The organism is Photobacterium rosenbergii (assembly GCF_033022775.1).
GTDB classification, from domain to species: domain Bacteria; phylum Pseudomonadota; class Gammaproteobacteria; order Enterobacterales; family Vibrionaceae; genus Photobacterium; species Photobacterium rosenbergii_A.
On record NZ_JAWJZI010000004.1, the window covers coordinates 512,727 to 534,620 of the forward strand.

The window sequence follows — 21,894 nt, forward strand, 5'->3', positions numbered from 1 at the left end:
TTTTCATGTCGTGACGCTATGTTGCGCAATGTGTTAGTAACAGCACATAAAATTAGTTGTGACGGTTTAGTCCATAAATTTAGCTGTGTTATTTATGTGATTCATGGTTCGCTCTGGCTATAACAACAAGTAGTTAAATTTGCTTGCCCAAAGAGTTGGAGTGGTTATGGAGACAACAAAGACACAGCGCCATGTGATCGGTTTGGACTTTGGTTCGGATTCCGTTCGTGCGCTTATCGTTAATGCAGACACGGGAGCGGAGGTGGCGTCCTCGGTGGTGAACTATCCGCGTTGGATGAAGGAGCTGTATTGCCAGCCGGCGCAGTCGCAATTTCGCCAACACCCGCAAGATTACTTGGATGCCATGACGCAGGCTATCCAGGGCGTGGTGGCCGACGTCCCTCGGGCAGTGGCTGAATCCGTTGTCGGGATCGGGGTCGATACTACGGGCTCGACACCTGCGCCGATTGATGAAAACGGCAATGTCCTGGCCCTGCTGCCGGAGTTCGAACACAACCCCAACGCCATGTTCGTGCTGTGGAAAGATCACACCTCTGTTGCCAAGGCCGATCTCATCAATGAGCTGGCACATTCGGGGCAGCATCCAGACTACACCCGCTATATTGGCGGCAGGTACTCCTCTGAATGGCTCTGGGCAAAAGCGGCGTGGGTGAGCGAGCAGGATGCGCAGGTTGCCGAGCATGCCTATAGCTGGGTCGAGTTGTGTGACTGGGTGCCGGCAATCCTCTCCGGTAGGCAGCACCCGGCCAAGCTGCGCCGCAGTATATGCGCCGCCGGCCACAAAGCCATGTGGCACGAAAGCTGGGGTGGATTGCCAGACCAGCAGTTCCTGACCGCTATTTCACCAACGTTGGCTGGTATGCGCGAGCGTATGTTCAGCGAGGTGTTTACTTCCGATCAAGTGGCGGGCCACCTTGCCGAGGACTGGGCGGATAAACTGGGCTTGCCACTAGGGATCGCAATTGCCATTGGCGAATTTGACTGCCACATGGGCGCGGTTGGAGCCGGAGCGGGTGCCAACGATTTGGTCAAGGTTATCGGTACCTCGACCTGCGACATCCTGATGGTGGAAGCCGGGGACGTCGCCGACCGTACCATCCACGGCATTTGCGGCCAGGTCAACGGGAGTGCAATGCCCGGACTACTGGCACTGGAAGCTGGCCAGTCTGCCTTCGGCGATATGTATGCATGGTTCAAGAACGTGCTGATGTGGCCGCTGCAGGCCTATGCCGAGCGCAACCCGGACTTTGCTCCCACCGCAGAGGCAATGGCTGCCGACATGCTGCCGCTGCTATCTGAGGCCGCAGAGCAGCAAGGCATCGACCAATACGCCCCAGTCGCCATGGACTGGCTCAACGGCCGGCGTACCCCGTACGCCAACCAGCGGCTCAAGGGCGCGGTATGTGACCTGAACCTGGGCAGTAATGCCCCTGCCATTTTTGCCGCCCTGGTTGAATCGACCGCCCATGGTGCCAAAGCGATTGTCGACTGTTTCATCGAGCAAGGGGTGACGGTAGAGCGCGTGATCGCCATTGGCGGCATCGCCCAGAAATCACCGTATGTGATGCAGATGTGCGCCGATGTCATCGGCCGGGAAATCATTGTTGTCGAGTCCGATCAATGTTGTGCTCTGGGGGCCGCAATCTTTGCCGCCGTTTGTGCCGGTGTCTATCAAGATACTGCGGCGGCGCAAGCTGTGATGGCCAGCCCGATCCGCCAGACCTATGTCCCTAACCCAGAAGTACAGCCGCTTCGTGCCCAGCGCTATGCGACGTATCGCCAGTTGGGGCAGGGTATGGAGCAAATCGCGGAATTCCACCAGGCACAGGAGCGTCAGGATGTCTGAACATACCCAGTGGAATAAGCTCGAATCAGCGGCCCGGCGCCTGCAAGTCCTACGCCACCAGGTTTGGCAGGCCAATATGGACCTGCAACGCCATCAATTGGTGACGTTCACCTGGGGCAATGTCTCGGGTATCGACCGCGAGTCAGGCTTGGTGGTGATCAAGCCCAGCGGCGTGGAGTACGCCGAACTCAGTGCCGACAACATGGTGGTGGTTGATTTGCAAGGCCATGTGGTCGAGGGCGATCTCAACCCGTCTTCCGATACCGCCACCCACTTGGCGCTGTACCGTCAGTATCCCGCGATTGGCGGCATCGTCCATACCCATTCGCCACAGGCTACCGCATGGGCGCAGGCGGGCCGGGCTATTCCGGCTCTGGGCACCACCCATGCCGACTATTTCTATGGCCCGATCGCCTGTACCCGAGCCCTGACCGATCAGGAAATCGCCGAAGCTTACGAGCTCAATACCGGCAAAGTCATCGTGGAAACCATTGCTGATGCCGATGTGATGGCTTCTCCCGGGATCCTGGTCAAAGAGCATGCGCCCTTTACCTGGGGTAAAGATCCCCACCAGGCCGTCCACAATGCCGTGGTGGTCGAAGTTGTTGCCGGCATGGCACTGCAGACGCTGCAGCTCAATGCGGGTGTCAGTTCTCTTAACCAGGCACTGCTGGACAAGCACTATTTGCGCAAGCACGGCGCCAATGCCTACTACGGCCAAACCAATAAATAAGGAAGCAGAATGAAGATGTTCAATGAAAAACAAGTGTGGTTTGTAACGGGTTCTCAGCACTTGTACGGCCCCCAAGTACTGCATAGCGTAGCCAATGACAGCGAAGAGATTGTCCAAGGCCTCAATACCGCCGAGGGCATTTCTGTCGCAGTTGCCAACAAGGGGACGGTGAAAACACCGGATGAGATCTTGGCCGTGTGCCGCGCTGCGAATAACGATCCTAACTGTGTTGGGTTGATGCTGTGGATGCATACCTTCTCGCCGGCCAAAATGTGGATTGCCGGTTTGACCCAGCTGAACAAGCCGTTCTTGCATTTACACACCCAGTTTAATGCCGCCTTGCCTTGGGATGAAATCGACATGGATTTCATGAACCTCAACCAGAGTGCCCATGGTTGCCGCGAATTTGGCTTTATTGGCAGCCGATTGAACATTGAGCGCAAAGTGGTCGTGGGGCACTGGCAAAACCCGCAGGTGCACCAGGACATTGATGATTGGTGCCGGGCGGCGATCGGGGTACAGGCCGGGCAGGCACTGAAGGTCGCACGCTTCGGTGATAATATGCGTCAGGTTGCTGTTACCGAGGGCAACAAAGTCTCCGCCCAAATCCAGTTTGGCTACGAAGTCCACGGCTACGGGTTAGGTGAGTTGAGCGAATCCGTCAACGCCGTTGCCGACGGTGACGTCAACCACCTGCTGGACGAATACACAACGACGTACGACATGTCGGCGGAGCTGCTCAATAACCCCGAACAGAAGAAACTGCTGGTGCAAGAAGCGCGTCTGGAGCTGGGGATGGAGTCATTCCTGACGTCGGTAGGCGCTGGGGCGTTTACCAATACGTTTGAGAACCTGACTGGCTTGACCAACCTGCCGGGGTTGGCAACCCAACGCTTGATGGCGAAGGGATTTGGCTACGGCGGTGAAGGCGATTGGAAGACGGCTGCGATGACGCACATCATGAAGGTGATGGGGCAGGGCAAGGCCGGCGGCACCTCTTTTATGGAGGACTATACCTATAACTTCGGTGCAACGGACCAGGTACTGGGTGCCCATATGCTTGAAGTGTGCCCGAGTATTGCCGCTGCCAAGCCTAAATTGCAAATCCACCGTCATACCATCGGGTGCAACTGTGATATCCCACGCCTGATCTTCAGCGGCCAGCAGGGTGAAGCGTTGAATGTGTCGATCATTGATTTGGGTGAACGCTTCCGGATGATTGTCAATCTGGTCGACACGGTAACGCCGACCCAGTCTTTACCCCGGTTGCCGGTTGCCCATGCGCTGTGGGAGCCGCAACCCAACCTCAGCACCGCTGCTGCCGCCTGGATCCATGCGGGCGGCGCGCATCATACCGTCTACAGCCAGGCCGTTACGCTGGCCATGCTCACCGACTATGCAGAAATGCTGGGAATCGAGCTGGTGGTGATTGACAACAGCACCCAGTTGCGCCAATTCAAGCAAGAGCTGCGCAATAACAGTGTGTTTTATCGCCTTAACTAGTTCTCTACGAAGTGCTCCCACCTCGGGAGCACGTTGAAGTAACGTTCTAAATTGAGAGGTTAACCCTTTGGGTCGATATGAAAACCACGGCAGCCAAGGTGCCGGTGATACTAGCGGGCGGAGGCAGTGCCTTGCTATCCGATAGCTTCAGTGGGGTCAGTGAAGTCGTTCGCCCAGCGCGATCTATCGCCCTGGGCTTTGTTTTTAATCGTTAGGTTATCGAGCTAGCCTAGCAAAACCCGGTAGACCTGCTATTGGTCAAGCAACCTCAGCGCTTTATCAAGTAACTGCTTGGCTTGCTGGATATGTTCCTTGTCCTGCTGTAGCGGTGCCGTACTCTCTCGTTCGATCAGTGTGACATCAATATGGGTGATGTCTACCTGATCCGCTGGGGCGGTAAGCAGCTTGTTGACTGCAGCTTGGCCGAGTAATTTGAAATCCTGCTTGATGGTGGTCAGGGGCGGGGAGAAAAATGCACTGTCTTCGGTGCCATCAAAGCCGATCACCGACACACTGTTTGGCACGTCGATACCCATTTCACTCAAAGCGCGCAGTGCTCCCAGAGCCATCTGATCATTGGCGACCAGCACGCAGTCGAAGTGGCGGTTTTGCACAATCGCCTGGCGCATAGTTTGGTAGCCGCTAGCGGCTGACCAATCCCCTTCGTATTGGGCGATAATATCAAGCTGGTGGATGGCAAAAATATTCTGCCAAATTTGAGTTCTTTGCTGAGAGGCATAAGAGGCATGTGGGCCGGTCAATAATACTGGCTGGGTCCGCCCATGTTCGATAAGCAGTTCAGCCCCTTGCTTTGCACCGTTGCCGTTGGCACTGCAGACCGCATTGACCTCGGTGCCGTCTGGCACATCGATGAACAGCAGTTTTACCTTGGCGTACTTTTTCATCAGCTCACCGGCAAGCTCTCTGGATACCGGTGCGTTGATAATAATTGATTCAACCTGCTGGGCGATCAGCTCCCTGACGGCACTTTCAATGTCTTGGTCTTCAAGGTTATCTACCGCCGAGATGGCCAAGGTATAACCTGCGTCATGGGCTTGTTGGCGTACCCCGTTGGCAATCATTGCCGCACCATGAAATGCCATGTCCAAAGTGATCAAGCCAATGATTTTATTCTGAACTTTAAGTGCCTGCGCGGCTTTGTTCGGGATATAACCAAGCTCTTCTATGGCTGCAAGTACCCTTTCCCTGGTTTTGCTCGATACATTTTCCGCGCCGTTGGTAACTCGGGATACCGTTTGGGTAGATACGCCGGCCAAACGGGCGACATCTTTGAAAGTTGCAGTCATTGCTTGCCATCCATTTTGAACATGTAAAGCATTCTATCATGAACATGGTAAAAGGCCTTTCTGTTGATTTGTGTTTTCGAAAACATTTAGTGATGAGTCTCACGTAACTCAGGTTTTAAAAGGATCTTTGATCACATTTTCATCGCCATTGGCTTTTTAAATGACTTGTTAGTGATCTAGTTTGTTTGTAAGTGTTATCGAAAACAATCTTTGAGAGACTATGACAAAGCTACTTCATTTACAGAGCCAGAACCTGAGTTTGGTGTTTAAGTTGGGGCGTATTCCGGAAATTATCCATTGGGGTAACAAGGTATCCGCCATTGATGAAGATCTGTTTCTGGCGACCGAGCGCCCGGTGAGCCAAGCGCGACTCGATGTCGATGTGCCGCTGAGTGTTTGTCCTGAACTTGGGGCGGGGCATTTCAATGCGCCAGGCCTTGAAGGTAATCGCCAAGGCCATGACTTTGCCCCGGTGTTTACGATGGAAAACTACCGCCACCAAGGCCAATGCGTGGTGTTCGAGCTGGTTGATGACGTGGCCATGCTGCAACTGGATGTGGAGTTCGAATTGGATGCCAGTAGTGATGTGTTGCGCCAGAAGCTCACTATCAAGAACCTCGGTGATGAGGCTTACTCGCTGGACAAGTTGGCGTGTACCTTGCCGGTGCCTTATCACGCCAATGAGTTAATGACTTTCCATGGTCGTTGGTGCCAGGAGTTCCAGACCCACCGTGTTGCGTTTGAGCACGGTGGCTTTGTTCAGGAAAACCGCCGCGGCCGTACCTCGCACGAGAACTTCCCGGGCTTTTTTGCCGGTGCCAAAGGGTTTTCTGAGCAATCTGGCCAGGTGTGGGGATTCCACTTTGCTTGGAGTGGTAACCACCGCATGCGTGCCGATGTTCGTAGTGATGGACGTCGCTTTATCCAGGCCAGTGAGTTGCTGTTCTCCGGCGAAGTTGCTTTGGCTCCACATGAAAGCTATTCCACGCCTGAGCTCTTTGCGACCTACAGCAACGCTGGTTTGAATGGGATCTCTGAGCGTTTCCACCGCTATGTTCGCGAAAACATTCTGGCGTTCACCCCAGATCAGCCTCGCCCGGTGCACCTTAATACCTGGGAGGGGATCTACTTCGACCATGATCCTGACTACATCATGAAGATGGCCAGCGAAGCGGCTCGAATGGGCGTCGAGCGCTTCATTATTGACGACGGCTGGTTTGTCGGCCGTAATGGCGAAAAAGCGGCGCTGGGTGATTGGTATCTTGATGAAACCAAATACCCAAATGGTTTGGAGCCGGTGATCCAGCATGTGATTGAAAACGGCATGGAGTTTGGTCTGTGGGTTGAACCAGAGATGGTCAGTATGGACTCGCACCTCTACCGTGCTCATCCTGATTGGGTTTTGGGCATCGAAGGTTACCAGCAGCCGTCAGGTCGTTGGCAGTATGTGCTCGACCTGCAAAACAAGGACTGCTTCGATTACCTGTTCAGCCGCTTGGATGATTTGCTCAGCCGCTACCAGATCAGCTACCTCAAGTGGGATATGAACCGCGAATTGGTCCAGCCGGCCCACAATGGCAAACCGGCGGTGAAGGGGCAAACCCTGGCCTTTTATGCCCTGCTCGATGCATTGAGGGCCAAACACCCAGAGGTTGAAATTGAATCGTGCTCGAGCGGTGGTGGCCGTATTGATTTCGAAGTGCTCAAGCGTACCCATCGTTTCTGGACATCGGACTGTAATGATGCGCTGGAGCGCCAGACAATCCAGCGTGGCATGGGGTATTTCTTCCCGCCGGAAGTAATGGGTGCCCACATTGGCCCTGCCGAGTGCCACTCAACCAAGCGAATGCACAACATCAACCTGCGCGGCGTGACGGCACTGCAGGGCCATATGGGTGTCGAGCTGGATCCGGTCAAGGTTGGTGAAGAAGAGAAAGCGGCCTTTGCCCACTATATCGAGCTGCACAAGTGTTTCCGATCTCTACTGCATAATGGCCGCGCCTTCCGGATCGATCCGGCAGATGAGCGCCAATACATTTATGGCGTCGAGCACCAAGACGAAATGTTGATCACCGTCTGCCAGCGGGCGATGCCATCCCATGCCCTGCCGGCCCCGCTTCGTTTGGGCTGCTTGGAGCCTGATGCGATGTACTCGGTAAAAATTGTCGAGATGCCGCAAAGCTCGTTCCAGTTGATGAAGCACCGCCCGGCATGGATAGATAAAACCCTACACCTACGGGGAGATACCTTGATGGAAATCGGCCTTATCCTGCCGATCCTCGATCCCGAATCTGCCCTGATCCTACACCTACAAAAAGATTAAAACATACCCGGTGGCACCCCTGGTGCCACCAAACAAAAGGAACTGAAAGATGGATATTACACTCATTTCATTCTTCTTGTTTACTGGCTTTGTGGTTTGGTTTACCTATAGCAAAGTGAAGAACTCGAAGAATGACTCCCACGATGGCTTTTTTCTCGGCGGCCGTTCACTGACCGGTGGTTTGATTGCCTCATCCCTGATTCTAACCAACCTTAGTGCAACCAGTTTTGTCGGGATGTCTGCCCAGTCCTATACCCATAATATGTCGGTCATGGGCTGGGAAGTGGCCAGTGGTGTTACCCTGGTGATGATCGCCCTTTACTTGGTGCCTCGCTACCTCAAGCAGGGGATCACTACGGTGCCGGACTTTCTCGAGAGCCGCTACGATCTGGGAGTAAAAAAATTCGTTACCCTGCTGTTCTTGTGCCAGTACGTGATTAATATTTTGCCGACCACCCTGTACGCAGGCGCGGTGGTACTGACTGGTATTTTTGATATTGAGTCGATTCTGGGGATTTCGGAATTCCAGGCCATTGCGTTGATCAGTGCACTGATTGGCCTGCTGGGTTTCTTCTACGCCATTTACGGTGGCCTGAAAGCGGTAGTGATTGCCGATACCATCAATGGCGTGGGTTTGATCACTGGCGGTTTGATGATCCCAGTCTTTGGCCTGTTTGCCCTGGGTGGCGGCAGCTTTGGTGAAGGTTTGAATATCTTGCTGACTGCAGCGCCGGAGAAGTTGGAGTCGGTGGGTGCTGCCAGCGATCCACTGCCGTTCTCAACCTTGTTTACTGGCCTGTTGTTGGTGAACCTGTACTACTGGGGTACCGACCAGTCGATTATCCAGCGTGCGCTGGGTGCCAAGAATCTCAAGGAAGGTCAGAAAGGGGTGATCTGGGCCGGTGCCATCAAGGTGATTTCGCCGCTGTTCTTGATCATTCCAGGTATCATCGCCTTCCACCTGTTTGGTGCCGATGCCGGTAACCCGGATACCATGTATACCCGCTTGGTGAACGAAGTCTTGCCAAAGCCTTTGGTCGGTTTCTTTGTGGCGGTAATGTTTGGTGCCATTCTGTCGACCTTTAACGGGGTACTGAACAGCTCAACCACCTTATTTGCGCTAAACGTCTACAAACCTATCTTTGCCAAGGAAGGGCTGACAGACAAAGAGTTGGTGGCCAAGGGCCGTGTGTTTGGTGTGCTGATTGCAGTTGTCGCTATCTGTATTGCCCCGTTTATCATGTATGCACCTGAAGGTTTGTTCCAGTACCTACAGATGGTTGCGGGCTTCTTTAGTGTGCCGATCTTCACCATTGTTTTTGTTGGCTATATCTCCAAACGCGTGCCTGCCATTGCGGCCAAAGTGGCGTTGGTAGTGTTTGTCAGCTCCTATGCCTCGATGCAGCTTATTTTTAAAACCCCACTGCACTTCTTGCACCAGCTCGCAATTCTGTTTGTGGTTTGTACTGTCTTGATGTTCGTGATTGGCCACTTTGCACCACGCAGCAGTGACTATGTGATGCCGGTAAATGAAAGTATGGATGTGACGCCTTGGGAGTTCCGTTTCGAAGCGTCGGCCTTCATCCTCTACATGGTATTGGGCGCCTACATTATGTTTAGTAAGGTAGGCTTTGTGTCGGATGATCCAACCTTCATGCAGGTCTACGGCTTGTGTGGTGTGGTGATGCTGGTGGGTGTTGCCGTAAGGTATTTCAAGAAAAAGCAGGCGTCACAGCAGGTGCTAGTCCCTGAGTCATAAGTAAGAGCGTCTAAGATCTAGCTCGATAAAAATAGCTTTTTGAAATGAATGCCCAGCAGTGAAAACTGCCGGGCATTTTGATTTTCAACCAAGGGAAAATCGATGCGATTTACAGTGTGAATTGGTTGATGGTAGTGCTTTGGCTCAATGTCAGGCCGCAGCTGATTCTGGCTCCTTGGGCAGTGTCTGAATCGTGATCTTTAGCCATGCTTGGCTTAAGAGATGCATTTCGAAATACATCTAATTGTATTATTATATTTTTTCTATCGATTGCTGGTTTTCGGATTGGCTTCGTTCGATTTTTCCACCCAACCGGATATCGCCCATGTCTCACACCTTGCTGCCGAACATCATTGAATTTCTGACCCATGTCGATCCGTTCGATAAGCTGCCTCAGGACTGCCTTGAAAAAATTGCAGGCTGTATCAAAATCAATTACCTAGGTCAGGGTGAGCGTATTGCTTTCTCGACCGATCAGGAAGAGTGCTATCTCTACATTGTCCGTACCGGCGCGATGGAGCAGCGCAAATCCGATGGGGTGCTGCGTGCCAAATTGGGCGAGCAGGATATATTTGGCTTCAGCTTCCTACAAACCGAAGGAGTCAGCAGCCAGGCAGAGATGGCCTATACGGCGACGGCGATGGAGAACACCCTGCTCTATTTGATCCCCCACGCCAAGCTCAAGCAAATCCTGCGTTCCTATCCGGAGTATGCCCAGCACTTTGCGGCACAGGCGCAGGTTCGGATTCAGTCGGCCTTGAGTGTGGTTTGGTCGGATGATGAAAAGGGCTTGTTTTTCAAAACTGTGTCAGAAGTGGCCAGCGATAGGGTAGCTGTTGTACCGGCGACCATGTCTATCCAGCAGACTGCTTATAAAATGACGATTGAAACACCTTCGCCGGTTGCGGTGGTGAAAGACGGCAATACGATTGTCGGGGTGATGACCGATCGTGACTTGGCAAAAAGGGTATTGGCTAAAGGTGTTGATCCTGAAAGGAAAATCTGCGAGGTGATGACCCCTAATCCGTTGACTGTCGCCCCGGATGATTTGGTGATGAAGGCCGCCTCCCTGATGATGCAGCACAATGTCCGCAGCTTGCCGGTAGTCAAAGACGGGCTGGTGGTTGGGGTAGTGTCGACCACGCATTTGGTCCAGAAGCACCGGGTACAGGCGATTTTCTTGATCGAAAAAATTAACTACACCGACTCGTTGGAAGACTTGGTCGAGCTGGCCCCGGAGCGTCAGGCGATTTTCGAAGCCCTGATTGAGGGCAACGTTGGCTCGGAGATCATCGGCCAGGTGATGGCGATGATTATGGATTCGTTCAACCGCCGGATCTTGCAGCTGGTGGAAGCCAGGATGGGGCCGCCGCCTTGTCAGTATGCCTGGGTGGTGGCTGGCTCCCATGCCCGTAATGAAGTCCATGCCCTGTCAGATCAGGACAATGCCATCATTTTATCGGACGATGTGACCGACGATCAGCGTATGTATTTCAAGCTGTTGGCAATGGATGTCTGCAAGTGGATGGATGCTTGTGGCTATAGCCTATGTAGCGGCAATTATATGGCGTCGGTACAGAAGTGGTGCCAGCCGTTATCGGTATGGAAAGCGTATTACTCGAAGTGGGCGGAAAACCCAGAATATGAGCGGCTGCTCAATATCACCGTATTTCTGGAAGTGCGGGCAATCCATGGCCATACAGCGTTTTCCGAAGAACTGCAGGCCCATTTGATGAGTTTGCTGGGGAAAAACAGTAGTTTCTTGAGCATCTTGGCCAAGGAAACTGTGGCAACACAGCCGCCGCTGGGGATCTTCAATAAGTTTGTCTTGGAGAAGAACGGTGATCAGAGCAATACCCTCAATATCAAAAAATACGCCCTTAATTTGATCGTAGACTTGGCGCGGATCTACAGCCTGTCGGTGGGGTGCACCCTGACCGGCACCGAGGAGCGATTCCAGTACGCCTTTGAGCACGGCAGCCTGAGCGAAGAGAGCCTTAAAGATATTATCGGCGCCTACCGCTTTATTACCCGGGTGCGCTACAGCCATCAGCTGCAGGCGCTCAAGAACGGTGAGGTGCCGGATAATCATATCTCACCGGATATGTTCGGCAGCTTCGAGCGCAAGCACCTCAAGGATGCATTCCGGATCATCGCCGAGCACCAGGATGCGGTGAAGCTGCGTTTCGGTCAGGCATAAGGGGGCTTGAGATGAAACGAATGCTGTCTTACTTCAAGCCGCTTAACCGCCTGGCGAGGGCTCAGGCTAAGTGGCGGGCTAACCATGGTTCTTCGATTGGCTCTGGCGCGATAGATCCTGCCCAGCAGGTGGTGAACCTGCTCGGTGGTGAATTGCCTGCGCCCGACACCCCGCTGCTGGAGCGGGATATCATCAGCCTCGACTTTGAAACGACGGGGCTTAATCCGGATAAGGATCAGATCCTGAGTATCGGCTATGTTGAAATGCAAAATGGCATGCTCAACCTCAGCAGCTGTGAAGAGACCTTTATCAAGGACAGTAGCGGGATCAATGCCCGGTCGGCGATTATCAACCAGATCACCCCGGAGATGCTGACATCCGGCCAAGCGCTGGATGAGGCGATGGATACCTTGCTTGCCAAGATGGCTGGTAAGATAGTGCTGGTTCACGGCCTCACCGTCGAGAAGTCTTTTCTCGAGCACTACCTGCAACAACGCTTTGGCATCCCTCTGCCGCCGATATTATGGCTTGATACCCTGCTGATCGAGAAAATGATGGTGACCAACCGCCATATGCGCGAAGAAGGAGACTACCGCTTGTCCTCAATCCGCCAGCGATATGGCCTACCTGAGTACCCGAGCCATGGCGCCTTGATTGATGCCGTGGCCACCGGTGAGCTGTTACTGGCTTTGTTGAACAAGTGCTTTGGCCGTGCAACGCCTCGGCTCGAAGAGGTGTATGACATGCACCACTATGATTTGACTGTCGCTGATTAGCACATTTTCCTCATCCTCCAGAAAATGAGAATCTGACTTATAGTTAAGAGGCCATCCTTTGTGTGAGAGCCTTTGATGAAAGTTAAGACAGGGTTGAGTCTGAGGTTATGCTTACCAGCCTTGGTAGCGGCCGCTTCTCTCTTGGGGCTAATGGGTTGTGAGAGCAGTATGTTTGCCCGCAGCTATGACGAGCCGCCGATTAACCGCCAGTATATGGAGCTCTACCGGACCAGCGAGATGCTCAATAGGCCTCCGCCTGAAATATACCAATATCCCCGCCCCCCATTCAGCGAGGGCTGACACCACAGTGTGCTTATTTCCTTTCTAATGTCGAAAGCACTGAGCTGGGAGTTGCAGATAAAAAAAGCCCCAGCTCAAGGCTGGGGCAACTGGATCAATTAATGTAGTAACTTTGGCAAGTGACTAATCAAATTCAAAAAATCAAAAATGATCGACTAAAATCAGAAAATTCATCGGGGGTGAAGCAATTACTGAACTTTGGCTACCGCATCTTTCACTAGCTGGCCAAGCTCGTCCCACTGCTTGTTGTCAATCAGGTCGCCTGGAACCATCCAAGTACCACCACAAGCCAGTACAGAAGGTACTGCTAGGTAGTCATCGATGTTGCCTAGGCTAACACCGCCAGTCGGCATGAACTTAACTGGGTAAACCGCAGTCAGTGCTTTCAGCATTGAAACGCCGCCAGAAGGCTCAGCAGGGAAGAACTTAAGGGTACCTAGGCCCATTTCCATTGCTTGCTCAACCAGGCTTGGGTTGTTTACGCCAGGGACGATAGCAACGCCTTTTTCCTGACAGTATTTAACTGTCGTCGGATTGAAGCCTGGGCTTACGATGAAGTCAACGCCAGCGTCAATCGCTTCGTCAACTTGCTCTTTAGTTAGAACCGTACCTGCGCCGATTAGCATCTCAGGGAATTCTTTGCGCATGTTGCGGATAGCTTGGGCTGCTGCTTCAGTACGGAAAGTAATTTCAGCACAAGGCATGCCGTTGTCTACTAGGGCTTTACCTAGTGGGATTGCGTCTTCAGCGTTTTTGATAGCAATAACTGGGATTACTTTCAGCGCAGCGAGTTTATCGTTTAGGTTGCTCATAATTCTTTACTCTCACTCAGTGTGTGTTAAATCGTTGGCATCGCATCTGCAGGGATCACAGCACCACGGTACTGGATAACCGTTGATGCAACCTGGTGGCCTGCGTGAGCGGCCTGGGTGGCTGAACCGCCAGTGAAACGCTTGGCTAGGTAGCCACCGCTGAATGAGTCGCCTGCTGCAGTGGTGTCGACAACCTTGTCGGCAACTAGGGCGGGTACGAATACATTCTGGTCTGCGGTAACAACAAGGCAGGCATCTTTACCGCGCTTGATAGCGATTTCGGTAACGCCGGCACCTTGGGTACGTTCGATACACTCTTCTAGCGTCTCATCGCCGAACAGCAGCTGCTCGTCGTCGAAAGTCAGTAGTGCGATATCAGTTAGGGATAGCATGCGAAGGTAAGCTTCTTGTGCTTCTTTCACACAAGCCCAAAGCTTTGGACGGTAGTTGTTGTCGAACAACACCTTGCCACCTTTGCCTTTGAAATCTTCAAGGAAAGTAAATAGCTGCTCACGGCTTGCTGCCGTTAGAATAGCCAGGCTGATACCGCTCAGGTAAATCGCATCAAAAGCCATCAGGCTGTTTAGCAGCTCTGCACTTTGCTCTTGCTCAAGCAGGTACTTGGCTGCTGCATCGTTACGCCAGTAGTGGAAGCTGCGCTCGCCCGTACTGTCGGTTTCGATATAGTAAAGGCCAGGTAGTTTACCTTCCAGGCGTAGCACCAAGTCAGTATTGATCCCTTCCTTGTTCCAAGCTGCCAACATTTCATCACTGAAACTGTCGTTACCTAGGGCAGTTACATAGGTGGTGTTGATGTCCTTGTCCTGGGTCAGGCGAGATAGGTATACCGCTGTGTTCAGGGTATCGCCACCAAAGGTACGGGTTAGTTGGTCATTGGCTTGCTGCAGTTCAATCATGCACTCGCCAAGAATGGCAATGTTCATCGTAGCCATACATACTCCGAAAAAGGGGATGGGAAGGAGCACTACCGTGCCCTTCCCATCAGGGTAATTACTTCAAAAAGTCCTGACGAACTGGTGAGAACATGTCTAGCAGGATGCTGCCTTCTTCCAGTGCTACAGCACCGTGAACAGCCAGTTTCGCTGCGATGTACGCGTCGCCTTTTTTCAGTACGCGTTTCTCACCGTCAACTTCTGCTTCGAAGCTACCTTCAACCACGTAGCCAATCTGGTCATGGATATCGTGGGCGTGTGGGTGGCCGATAGCACCTTTCGCGAACTCTAGGTGTACTGCCATTAGATCTTCAGTGTGGCCGACGATTTTACGCTTGATGCCATCGCCTAGGTCTTCCCACTCGTTGTTGTTGATTTCGAAAAACATTGTGTGATTCTCCCGAAAAATTAATGTGTTAAAATATTACAATTTAAAATAGGGCACAAAGGTCAGCCTTTGCTGTTGTTATTGGTTAAGCCGCACTCGTCTCGGCTGCGGCTTCAGGCTTTTTTCGAGAAGCACTCACCAGCAGGATACCGACCGTTAGTACGATAGAGCCACACAAAATAAACAGTCCACGGCCTGATGGTTCATTAGGGATCAGGGCCATTGCTAGAATACCGAAGCCGGCAACACTGATTAGGTTACCCAGCATAGAACGCTGCTTGGTATCCAGTGCCTGTTGTTCGTCACCACTAGAAACAAGTGGGGTATTCCAGTTTTCAAATAGTTTCTCTACTTCTTTCTCACGCTCAACCGTTAGGCCTTTGTAGAAGAACTTGGTCATGATGAACCAGCCACCAGTGAACACGACGTGAGCTGCTAGGCTCAAGCCAACACTCAAGTCACTCCATTCACGACCTGTTAGCGTTTGCTCCAGCCCGAACAGGCCTTCGACGTGGTGGGCTTTAAGCGCGATACCGAAGATGTATGATACAACACCACCAACGATTAGCGTTGACCAACCTGCCCAGTCTGGCGTCTTGCGAATCCACATGCCTAGCAGCACAGGGATCAGCATTGGGAAGCCAATCAATGCTCCGACGTTCAGTACTATGTCAAAGAGGCTCAGGTGGCGAAGTGAGTTAATAAACAGACCAATCGAGATAATAACGAAGCCCATCATGATTGTGGTCAGCTTACTGACAATAATCAGCTCTTTCTGGTTCGCGTGCGGACGCAGAATCGGCTGGTAGAAGTTACAAACGAAGATACCAGCGTTACGGTTCAGGCCAGAGTCCATTGAAGACATGGTTGCGGCAAACATTGCTGACATCAGCAGGCCAACCATACCGGCAGGCATGATGTTCTGTACGAAGGCTAGATAAGCAGCATCACCCGCTTTGTCGCCCATTGATGCGTACTGTGCTGCGAAGTCAGGCATGAATGCACTTACGTACCATGGTGGTAGGAACCAGATGATTGGACCTACAACCATTAGGATACACGCAAGACCAGCCGCTTTGCGCGCATTCTCGCTGTCTTTAGCAGCAAGGTAGCGGTAAGCGTTGATGCTGTTGTTCATGACACCAAACTGCTTGATGAAGATGAACACCACCCAAAGAATGAAGATACTGATGTAGTTCAGGTTGTTACCCACCAGGAAGTTGCCCTGGAAGTTGTCAACAATATTGCCAATACCACCACCGTGGAAGTACGCAGCAATCGCACACGTAATCGTAACTGCCATGATGACCAGCATCTGCATGAAGTCAGATGCGATAACGGCCCATGAACCACCCGTTACCGCCATCAGCATCAATACGATACCGGTGAAAATAATGGTTGCTTCCATTGGGATGTTAAATACCGCTGCAACAAAGATAGCCAGACCGTTCAGCCAAATACCAGCTGAAATCAGGCTGTCGGGCATGCCTGCCCAAGTGAAGAACTGCTCTGTGGTTTTACCAAAACGCATACGGATAGCATCGATGGCTGTCACCACGCGTAACTGGCGGAATTTCGGTGCGAAATACAGATAGTTGAGGAAATAACCGAACGCATTTGCCAAGAACAAAATAACGACGGTAAAACCATCTGAAAATGCTTTCCCTGCAGCACCAGTGAACGTCCATGCTGAAAACTGTGTCATGAAGGCGGTAGCACCTACCATCCACCACAACATTTTACCTCCCCCCCTGAAGTAATCACTGGTAGAGGTGGTGAATTTCCTAAACATCCACCCAATCGCGATTAGAAACAGGAAATAGGCCATAACTACGAAAGTATCAATGGTCATCTTTTTCAGCCTTAAGTTTATCGAACTGGTGCTAGTGTAATAATTGAAAAGTTATATTGTAATACAAGTCAGCCATTTTCGTGACCTCAATCAAATTTATTTTTTCGTGCCTCAAGCAATAGCCTGTAGTGGTTTGAAGTTATATTCTTTAAAATCAGCACTTTGATTGTGTTATTTGACATGGATCAACTCGCCAATTGAAATGTGATAATGGTCAGGTTTTTTCAAAGCGATAGTGAAAAAAAAGCTAATTTGTATTATTTTATGTGTATCAAAGAGGTGCAGTATACGCTCTAACCTAGAGGTTAATATGAACACAATGACACTGCCAGTGTTACTAACTTATGAAGAAGCTTCTGATTTACATAAAGAAATCGGAAGCTCTTCTTTAATGGGCCATACCATTGCAAAGCTACAGGCTGAGCTTGAACAATATATGGCGCTGCCAATGGATGTTCCCGGTCAAAGCGAAGCCGGTGGTTATGAACATAATAAGCACAGGCAGAACTACCATTACATTAATCTGGCTGGCCGTTTGTTCCTGATCACCAACGATGAGCGCTATGCCGAATATGCGGGTCAACTTTTGACTCAATATGCTGACAAATACTTGCAACTAGATTTTCATGTTCAGCGTAATACCAACCCTCCAGGCCGCTTGTTTCACCAAATGCTTAACGAGCACATGTGGCTTATGTATGCAAGTTTAGGCTACTCGTGTATCAGTGCATGGCTTTCTGAGCCGCAACGCGAGCACATTGTCGAAAACTTGTTTAAGCCAATGCTGCATGTCGCGACAGAGAAGTATGGCTTTGATTTTGACCGCATTCATAACCACGGCATCTGGGCTGTGGCGGCAGCGGGTATCTGTGGTTTAGCCATTGGCGAGCGTAAGTATTTGGAGATGGCGGTCTATGGACTCAAAGGAGACGGTAAGGCAGGGGGCTTCCTCGCCCAGTTGTCTGAGCTGTTCTCGCCATCGGGTTACTACATTGAAGGCCCTTATTACCACCGCTTTGCCATTCGCCCTTTGGCGGTGTTTGCCGAAGTACTGCACCGCCATATGCCTGAGTTGGATATCTACAACTACAAGGATCAGGTGATCAAGAAGACCACCCATGCCTTGCTGGCGACGGCATACCCGAACGGTGTGTTCCCTGCTTTGAACGATGCATCGAAGAGCATGGGCATCACTGACATGGGCGTTGTGGTCGCTGTGAGCATGGTCTTCAAGCGTTATGGCTTTGATAAAAACCTGCTAGGTATGGCGCAGATCCAGAACCAGGTCTGGATGCACTCTTGTGGCCGGGCTCTTTCGCAAGCTTGTGCTGCCGAGGGTAAAATCGAGCCGCCGTTCTGGCCGAGCGTTGAACTGAACGAAGGCCCTGACGGCAACTGTGGTGCGCAAGGCTTCCTGCGCATGCAGGCGAAAGACAAAGATATTTGCCAGCTATCCATGAACTACGGCCAGCACGGTATGGGTCACGGCCACTTTGATACCTTGGGTATCGCTTTCTATAACCGTGGCCAGGAAGTACTGCGTGAATACGGCTTTGCCCGCTGGGTGAATATCGAGCCTAAATTCGGCGGCCGATACCTGGATGAGAACAAAAGCTACGCCCGCCAGACCATCAACCACAACAGTGTGACGGTGGACGAAGGCTGCCAGAACCAGTTTGATGCCAACCGTGCCGACAGCGTACACGGCAAGCCACACTTCTTCATGGGGGAAGGTACTGAGTTCCAGGCGATGAGTGCCTTTGCTGACGAGCATTACCCAGGCACAGGCATGCAGCGCACCGTGATGCTGCTGAAATCCGATGCGCTGGAGAGCCCGCTGCTGATCGACCTGTACCGCCTGACTAGCGACAAGCCGCACCAGTACGACTATTCGCACCAGTACCAGGGCCAGATCATCCGTACCGATTTCGAGTACAAGACGAACAACGAACTTCACCCATTGGGTGATAGTAATGGCTACCAGCACCTCTGGAACCTCGCCCGTGGCGACGCAGGTAACACTGCTTTGATTAGCTGGCTGCAGGGCAATAGCTACTACACTTGGCTCGGTACCAGCTCAAGTGCTGACAACGAGGTGATCTTCACCCAGACCGGCGCCAACGACCCGCAGTTTAACCTGCGCCATGAAACCAATTTTATGATGCGAACCACGGGCAGAGACCTGCTGTTCGCCTCTGCATTGGAGACCCACGGCTACTTCAATGAGGCAGTAGAAGCCTCGGTAAATGCCCGTGGCGCACTTAACAAGATTGACGTTCTGGCTCACAACGAGACAGGCTCGGTGGTTGCAATTGAAGGGGAAGGTATTCGCTTCACCGTCATGGTAAGCAACCAGCCGAATGTGACCGACACGACCGAACATCGAATTATCATTGACGACACAACCTATAGCTGGAAAGGATTCCTTGCTGTTGAGCAGGAGACGAAATAATGACGTATCAACCACTACTGATGAGCTTCGACGAAGCCGCAATCCTTCGTGAAGATCTGGGTAAAGATACCTTGATGGGCAATGCGCTGGCCCGTGACATTGCAAAACTAGAAGACTACATCGCAACGGTTGGTATCGAAGTACCTGGCCACGGCGAAGGTGGTGGCTATGAGCACAACCGCCATAAGCAAAACTACATCCATATGGATATTGCTGGCCGTCTGTACCTGATCACCGAGAACGAAGCATACCGTGATTACATTCGCAACCTGCTGGTGGCGTATGCAGAGGTTTACCCTAAGCTGGAGCTGAACGTCAGTCTAGACAGTAACCACCCTGGCCGTATCTTCCACCAGACACTGAACGAGAACATGTGGATGCTTTACGCCTCTTGTGCGTACAGCTGCATCCATCACACGCTGTCTGACGACGAGCGCCGCCTTATCGAAAACGATCTGTTCCAGATCATGGCTGATATGTTCGTCGACACTTACGCCCACGACTTCGATATCATCCACAACCACGGCCTTTGGGCTGTAGCGGGTGTAGGTATCTGTGGTTACGCGATCCAGAACCAGGAAATCGTTGATAAGGCGCTTTACGGCCTGAAAGGCGACAGCGTAAGCGGTGGCTTCCTGGCCCAGCTTTCCCAGCTGTTCTCGCCAGACGGCTACTACATGGAAGGTCCTTACTACCACCGTTTCTCACTGCGCCCGATTCAGCTGTTTGCCGAAGCAATTGAGCGCCGCCAGCCAGAAGTAGGTATTTTCGCCCATAAAGACGGTGTGATTAAAACAACCAGCTATGCAGTAATGTCAACGGCTTTCCCTGACGGTACGCTGCCGGCTTTGAACGACTCGTCCAAGACCATCGACATCAACGATGAAGGTGTCTTGATCACGACAAGTGCATGTTTTGGCCGTTACGAAGAAGACGCCAACCTACTGGCGATGGCTGCTCACCAGAAAGATGTGTGGGTACATATCTCTGGTAAGAAACTGTCAGACGCGGTAGCAAAAGAAGAGAATATCCCTGCATTTAACTGGGGTAGCCTGTTTGTGACTGATGGCCCTAATGGCGACAAGGGGGGCCTGACTATCATGCGTCACCGTGACAGCAAAGACCAAGATACCATGGCATTGCTATGGTTCGGCCAGCACGGTTCTGATCACCAGTACCACTCGGCACTGGATCACGGTCACTACGACGGCCTTCACCTAAGCGTATTCAACAAGGGCCACGAAACCCTGCATGACTACGGTTTCGGTCGCTGGGTTAATGTCGAGCCTAAGTTCGGGGGCCGCTACATCCCTGAGAACAAGAGCTACTGTAAGCAAACTATCGCTCACAACACCGTGGTGGTTGATCGCAAGACCCAGAACGAATTCAACACCGCATTGGCTGAATCCCGTAACGGTGAACTGCACTTCTTCAAGACTGACAACGAAGACTTCCAGGGCATGAGCGGCATCGTACGCGAATACTACGCCGGTGTTGATATGCAGCGTAGCGTGCTACTGGCGAAGGTTGACGGTATCGAAAGCCCGTTGATCATCGACCTGTACCGTTTGATCTCTGACGACGAGCACGAGTATGACTTCCCTGTACACCACACGGGCCAGATCATCCGTACCGATTTCGACTACCAGGCAAACGCTAGCTTGAAGCCAATGGGCGAAAGCGATGGCTACCAGCACATCTGGCAGGTTGCTCAGGGCGAAGTATCTGGCAGCACGCTGGTAAGCTGGTTGCATGACAACAGCTATTACAGCATGGTGAGCTCAGCGGGTAACAAGGGTGAAGTGATCTTCGGCCGTTTGGGTGCCAACGATCCTGACTTCAACCTACGTTCTGAGCCAATGTTCGTACTGCGCCAGAAAGCGAAGTCCCACCTGTTTGCCAACGTGCTGGAAACGCACGGTTACTTCAACGAAGCGGTAGAAGCATCGGTCGATGCACGCGGTAAAGTAGAGCGCGTTGAAGTGGTGGGTATGGATGATGTGGCTTCTGTTGTCCGCCTACATCTTGTTGACGGCCAGGTAGTGACTTATGCGGTATCTAACCAAATTGGCGGCCTACAAGACGGCAAGCATGAAGTCAGCTTTGCAGGCGAGACCTTCAGCTGGGAAGGCCCTTTCTCGCAGCTATAACTAACACTTACTAAGTCATTAATGGAAAGCCGGGCTCGCCCGGCTTTTTGCGTTTATACCCAAGCGACTTCAAGATACAGGCTCACTGCGCCCTAAGTGAGCTTGAGTGTATAAGCACAATATATAAGCCTTGGTGCATAATGTTCGATAAGGCTTTTGTATTATTAATTGGCTGTTTGTTACGCTGTAAATGAGATATAGGTCACGTTAACGCAAAGATATTGCCGATTATTGGTGGGTTTAGTAATAGGATGCTTTGGGTATATTGTATTACAAGATGGCTGATCATATAATGCTCCCATCAATCGAGATAGCCGTTCCTCAAGTGGCTACCCTGAGACTGACTTATTATAACAACTACTTCCTAACTTAAGCTTTGCCTTGTCTAACAGCGCTCTAGGACGGAGCGCTATTTTTTTGCTAAATTCCTGGGCTGAGCGTTTTTCACCATTTGCTCACATGCTCCACTACCCACTCTATCGCCTTTTTGAAATTGCGTTTTGATTTTTAAGAAATACT

16 protein-coding genes are annotated in these 21,894 nt (G+C 51.8%); 11 read left to right on the top strand and 5 right to left on the bottom strand.

Annotated features, from left to right (window positions below; genetic code table 11):
- Positions 1 to 166 precede the first annotated feature (166 nt).
- From R2X38_RS13125 to R2X38_RS13140, 4 genes are all read left to right on the top strand, one after another.
- On the top strand, positions 167 to 1,867 hold the full coding sequence (locus tag R2X38_RS13125; protein ID WP_317522697.1) for a ribulokinase: 1,701 nt from the start codon (positions 167 to 169) through the stop codon (positions 1,865 to 1,867).
- Complete coding sequence (locus R2X38_RS13130) at positions 1,860 to 2,600, top strand: L-ribulose-5-phosphate 4-epimerase (RefSeq protein ID WP_317522698.1); 741 nt, start codon at positions 1,860 to 1,862, stop codon at positions 2,598 to 2,600. The genes R2X38_RS13125 and R2X38_RS13130 overlap by 8 nt, the downstream gene beginning before the upstream one ends.
- Positions 2,601 to 2,609: 9 nt before the next feature.
- Positions 2,610 to 4,103, top strand: coding sequence for an L-arabinose isomerase (gene araA, locus R2X38_RS13135; protein ID WP_317522700.1), 1,494 nt, complete (start codon positions 2,610 to 2,612; stop codon positions 4,101 to 4,103).
- A gap of 77 nt (positions 4,104 to 4,180) precedes the next feature.
- Entirely contained in the window at positions 4,181 to 4,318 is a 138-nt protein-coding gene (locus tag R2X38_RS13140; protein ID WP_317522702.1) for a hypothetical protein, read from the top strand.
- A 36-nt stretch (positions 4,319 to 4,354) separates the two neighbouring features.
- Here the strand turns inward: R2X38_RS13140 and R2X38_RS13145 are convergent, their stop codons facing one another.
- On the bottom strand, positions 4,355 to 5,410 hold the full coding sequence (locus tag R2X38_RS13145) for a LacI family DNA-binding transcriptional regulator (RefSeq protein WP_317522703.1): 1,056 nt from the start codon (positions 5,408 to 5,410) through the stop codon (positions 4,355 to 4,357).
- A gap of 220 nt (positions 5,411 to 5,630) precedes the next feature.
- On the opposite strand from R2X38_RS13145, the gene R2X38_RS13150 reads away from it, so the two are divergent.
- From R2X38_RS13150 to R2X38_RS13170, 5 genes are all read left to right on the top strand, one after another.
- Entirely contained in the window at positions 5,631 to 7,733 is a 2,103-nt protein-coding gene (locus R2X38_RS13150) for an alpha-galactosidase (protein ID WP_317522704.1), read from the top strand.
- Positions 7,734 to 7,782: 49 nt separating this feature from the next.
- Positions 7,783 to 9,492: a solute:sodium symporter family transporter gene (locus R2X38_RS13155; RefSeq protein WP_317522705.1), complete on the top strand. Its 1,710-nt coding sequence runs from the start codon at positions 7,783 to 7,785 to the stop codon at positions 9,490 to 9,492.
- Between the two features lie 325 nt (positions 9,493 to 9,817).
- Complete coding sequence (locus R2X38_RS13160) at positions 9,818 to 11,692, top strand: DUF294 nucleotidyltransferase-like domain-containing protein (RefSeq protein WP_317522706.1); 1,875 nt, start codon at positions 9,818 to 9,820, stop codon at positions 11,690 to 11,692.
- A gap of 11 nt (positions 11,693 to 11,703) precedes the next feature.
- The gene (locus R2X38_RS13165) at positions 11,704 to 12,468 is read left to right on the top strand and encodes an exonuclease domain-containing protein (protein WP_317522708.1); all 765 of its coding nucleotides are present in this window, start codon (positions 11,704 to 11,706) and stop codon (positions 12,466 to 12,468) included.
- A gap of 75 nt (positions 12,469 to 12,543) precedes the next feature.
- Complete coding sequence (locus R2X38_RS13170; RefSeq protein WP_317522709.1) at positions 12,544 to 12,768, top strand: hypothetical protein; 225 nt, start codon at positions 12,544 to 12,546, stop codon at positions 12,766 to 12,768.
- 188 nt (positions 12,769 to 12,956) lie between these two features.
- Here R2X38_RS13170 and R2X38_RS13175 read toward each other — a convergent pair whose 3' ends face one another.
- The 4 genes from R2X38_RS13175 to R2X38_RS13190 all read right to left on the bottom strand — a co-directional run bounded on the left by R2X38_RS13175 (position 12,957) and on the right by R2X38_RS13190 (position 16,773).
- Complete coding sequence (locus R2X38_RS13175; RefSeq protein ID WP_317522710.1) at positions 12,957 to 13,580, bottom strand: bifunctional 4-hydroxy-2-oxoglutarate aldolase/2-dehydro-3-deoxy-phosphogluconate aldolase; 624 nt, start codon at positions 13,578 to 13,580, stop codon at positions 12,957 to 12,959.
- A gap of 26 nt (positions 13,581 to 13,606) precedes the next feature.
- Complete coding sequence (locus tag R2X38_RS13180) at positions 13,607 to 14,533, bottom strand: sugar kinase (protein WP_317522711.1); 927 nt, start codon at positions 14,531 to 14,533, stop codon at positions 13,607 to 13,609.
- Positions 14,534 to 14,591: 58 nt separating this feature from the next.
- Positions 14,592 to 14,921 (bottom strand): cupin domain-containing protein, encoded by a 330-nt coding sequence (locus R2X38_RS13185; RefSeq protein ID WP_044621713.1) that lies wholly within the window; start codon positions 14,919 to 14,921, stop codon positions 14,592 to 14,594.
- Between the two features lie 85 nt (positions 14,922 to 15,006).
- Positions 15,007 to 16,773 carry a sodium:solute symporter family transporter gene (locus R2X38_RS13190; RefSeq protein ID WP_317522713.1) on the bottom strand — a complete coding sequence of 589 codons (1,767 nt, stop codon included), beginning with the start codon at positions 16,771 to 16,773 and terminating at the stop codon, positions 15,007 to 15,009.
- 310 nt (positions 16,774 to 17,083) lie between these two features.
- On the opposite strand from R2X38_RS13190, the gene R2X38_RS13195 reads away from it, so the two are divergent.
- Together R2X38_RS13195 and R2X38_RS13200 are read left to right on the top strand one after the other, a co-directional pair.
- Positions 17,084 to 19,225: a heparinase II/III family protein gene (locus R2X38_RS13195; protein ID WP_317522715.1), complete on the top strand. Its 2,142-nt coding sequence runs from the start codon at positions 17,084 to 17,086 to the stop codon at positions 19,223 to 19,225.
- Positions 19,225 to 21,375, top strand: a complete 2,151-nt coding sequence (locus R2X38_RS13200) for a heparinase II/III family protein (protein WP_317522717.1) — start codon at positions 19,225 to 19,227, stop codon at positions 21,373 to 21,375. The genes R2X38_RS13195 and R2X38_RS13200 overlap by 1 nt, the downstream gene beginning before the upstream one ends.
- Positions 21,376 to 21,894 lie beyond the last annotated feature (519 nt).

Coding starts and splice junctions, on each gene's coding strand:
- R2X38_RS13125 (WP_317522697.1), top strand. CDS start 167: ATGGAGACAACAAAGACACAGCGCCATGTGATCGGTTTGGACTTTGGT.
- R2X38_RS13130 (WP_317522698.1), top strand. CDS start 1,860: ATGTCTGAACATACCCAGTGGAATAAGCTCGAATCAGCGGCCCGGCGC.
- araA (WP_317522700.1), top strand. CDS start 2,610: ATGAAGATGTTCAATGAAAAACAAGTGTGGTTTGTAACGGGTTCTCAG.
- R2X38_RS13140 (WP_317522702.1), top strand. CDS start 4,181: ATGAAAACCACGGCAGCCAAGGTGCCGGTGATACTAGCGGGCGGAGGC.
- R2X38_RS13145 (WP_317522703.1), bottom strand. CDS start 5,410: ATGACTGCAACTTTCAAAGATGTCGCCCGTTTGGCCGGCGTATCTACC.
- R2X38_RS13150 (WP_317522704.1), top strand. CDS start 5,631: ATGACAAAGCTACTTCATTTACAGAGCCAGAACCTGAGTTTGGTGTTT.
- R2X38_RS13155 (WP_317522705.1), top strand. CDS start 7,783: ATGGATATTACACTCATTTCATTCTTCTTGTTTACTGGCTTTGTGGTT.
- R2X38_RS13160 (WP_317522706.1), top strand. CDS start 9,818: ATGTCTCACACCTTGCTGCCGAACATCATTGAATTTCTGACCCATGTC.
- R2X38_RS13165 (WP_317522708.1), top strand. CDS start 11,704: ATGAAACGAATGCTGTCTTACTTCAAGCCGCTTAACCGCCTGGCGAGG.
- R2X38_RS13170 (WP_317522709.1), top strand. CDS start 12,544: ATGAAAGTTAAGACAGGGTTGAGTCTGAGGTTATGCTTACCAGCCTTG.
- R2X38_RS13175 (WP_317522710.1), bottom strand. CDS start 13,580: ATGAGCAACCTAAACGATAAACTCGCTGCGCTGAAAGTAATCCCAGTT.
- R2X38_RS13180 (WP_317522711.1), bottom strand. CDS start 14,533: ATGGCTACGATGAACATTGCCATTCTTGGCGAGTGCATGATTGAACTG.
- R2X38_RS13185 (WP_044621713.1), bottom strand. CDS start 14,921: ATGTTTTTCGAAATCAACAACAACGAGTGGGAAGACCTAGGCGATGGC.
- R2X38_RS13190 (WP_317522713.1), bottom strand. CDS start 16,773: ATGACCATTGATACTTTCGTAGTTATGGCCTATTTCCTGTTTCTAATC.
- R2X38_RS13195 (WP_317522715.1), top strand. CDS start 17,084: ATGAACACAATGACACTGCCAGTGTTACTAACTTATGAAGAAGCTTCT.
- R2X38_RS13200 (WP_317522717.1), top strand. CDS start 19,225: ATGACGTATCAACCACTACTGATGAGCTTCGACGAAGCCGCAATCCTT.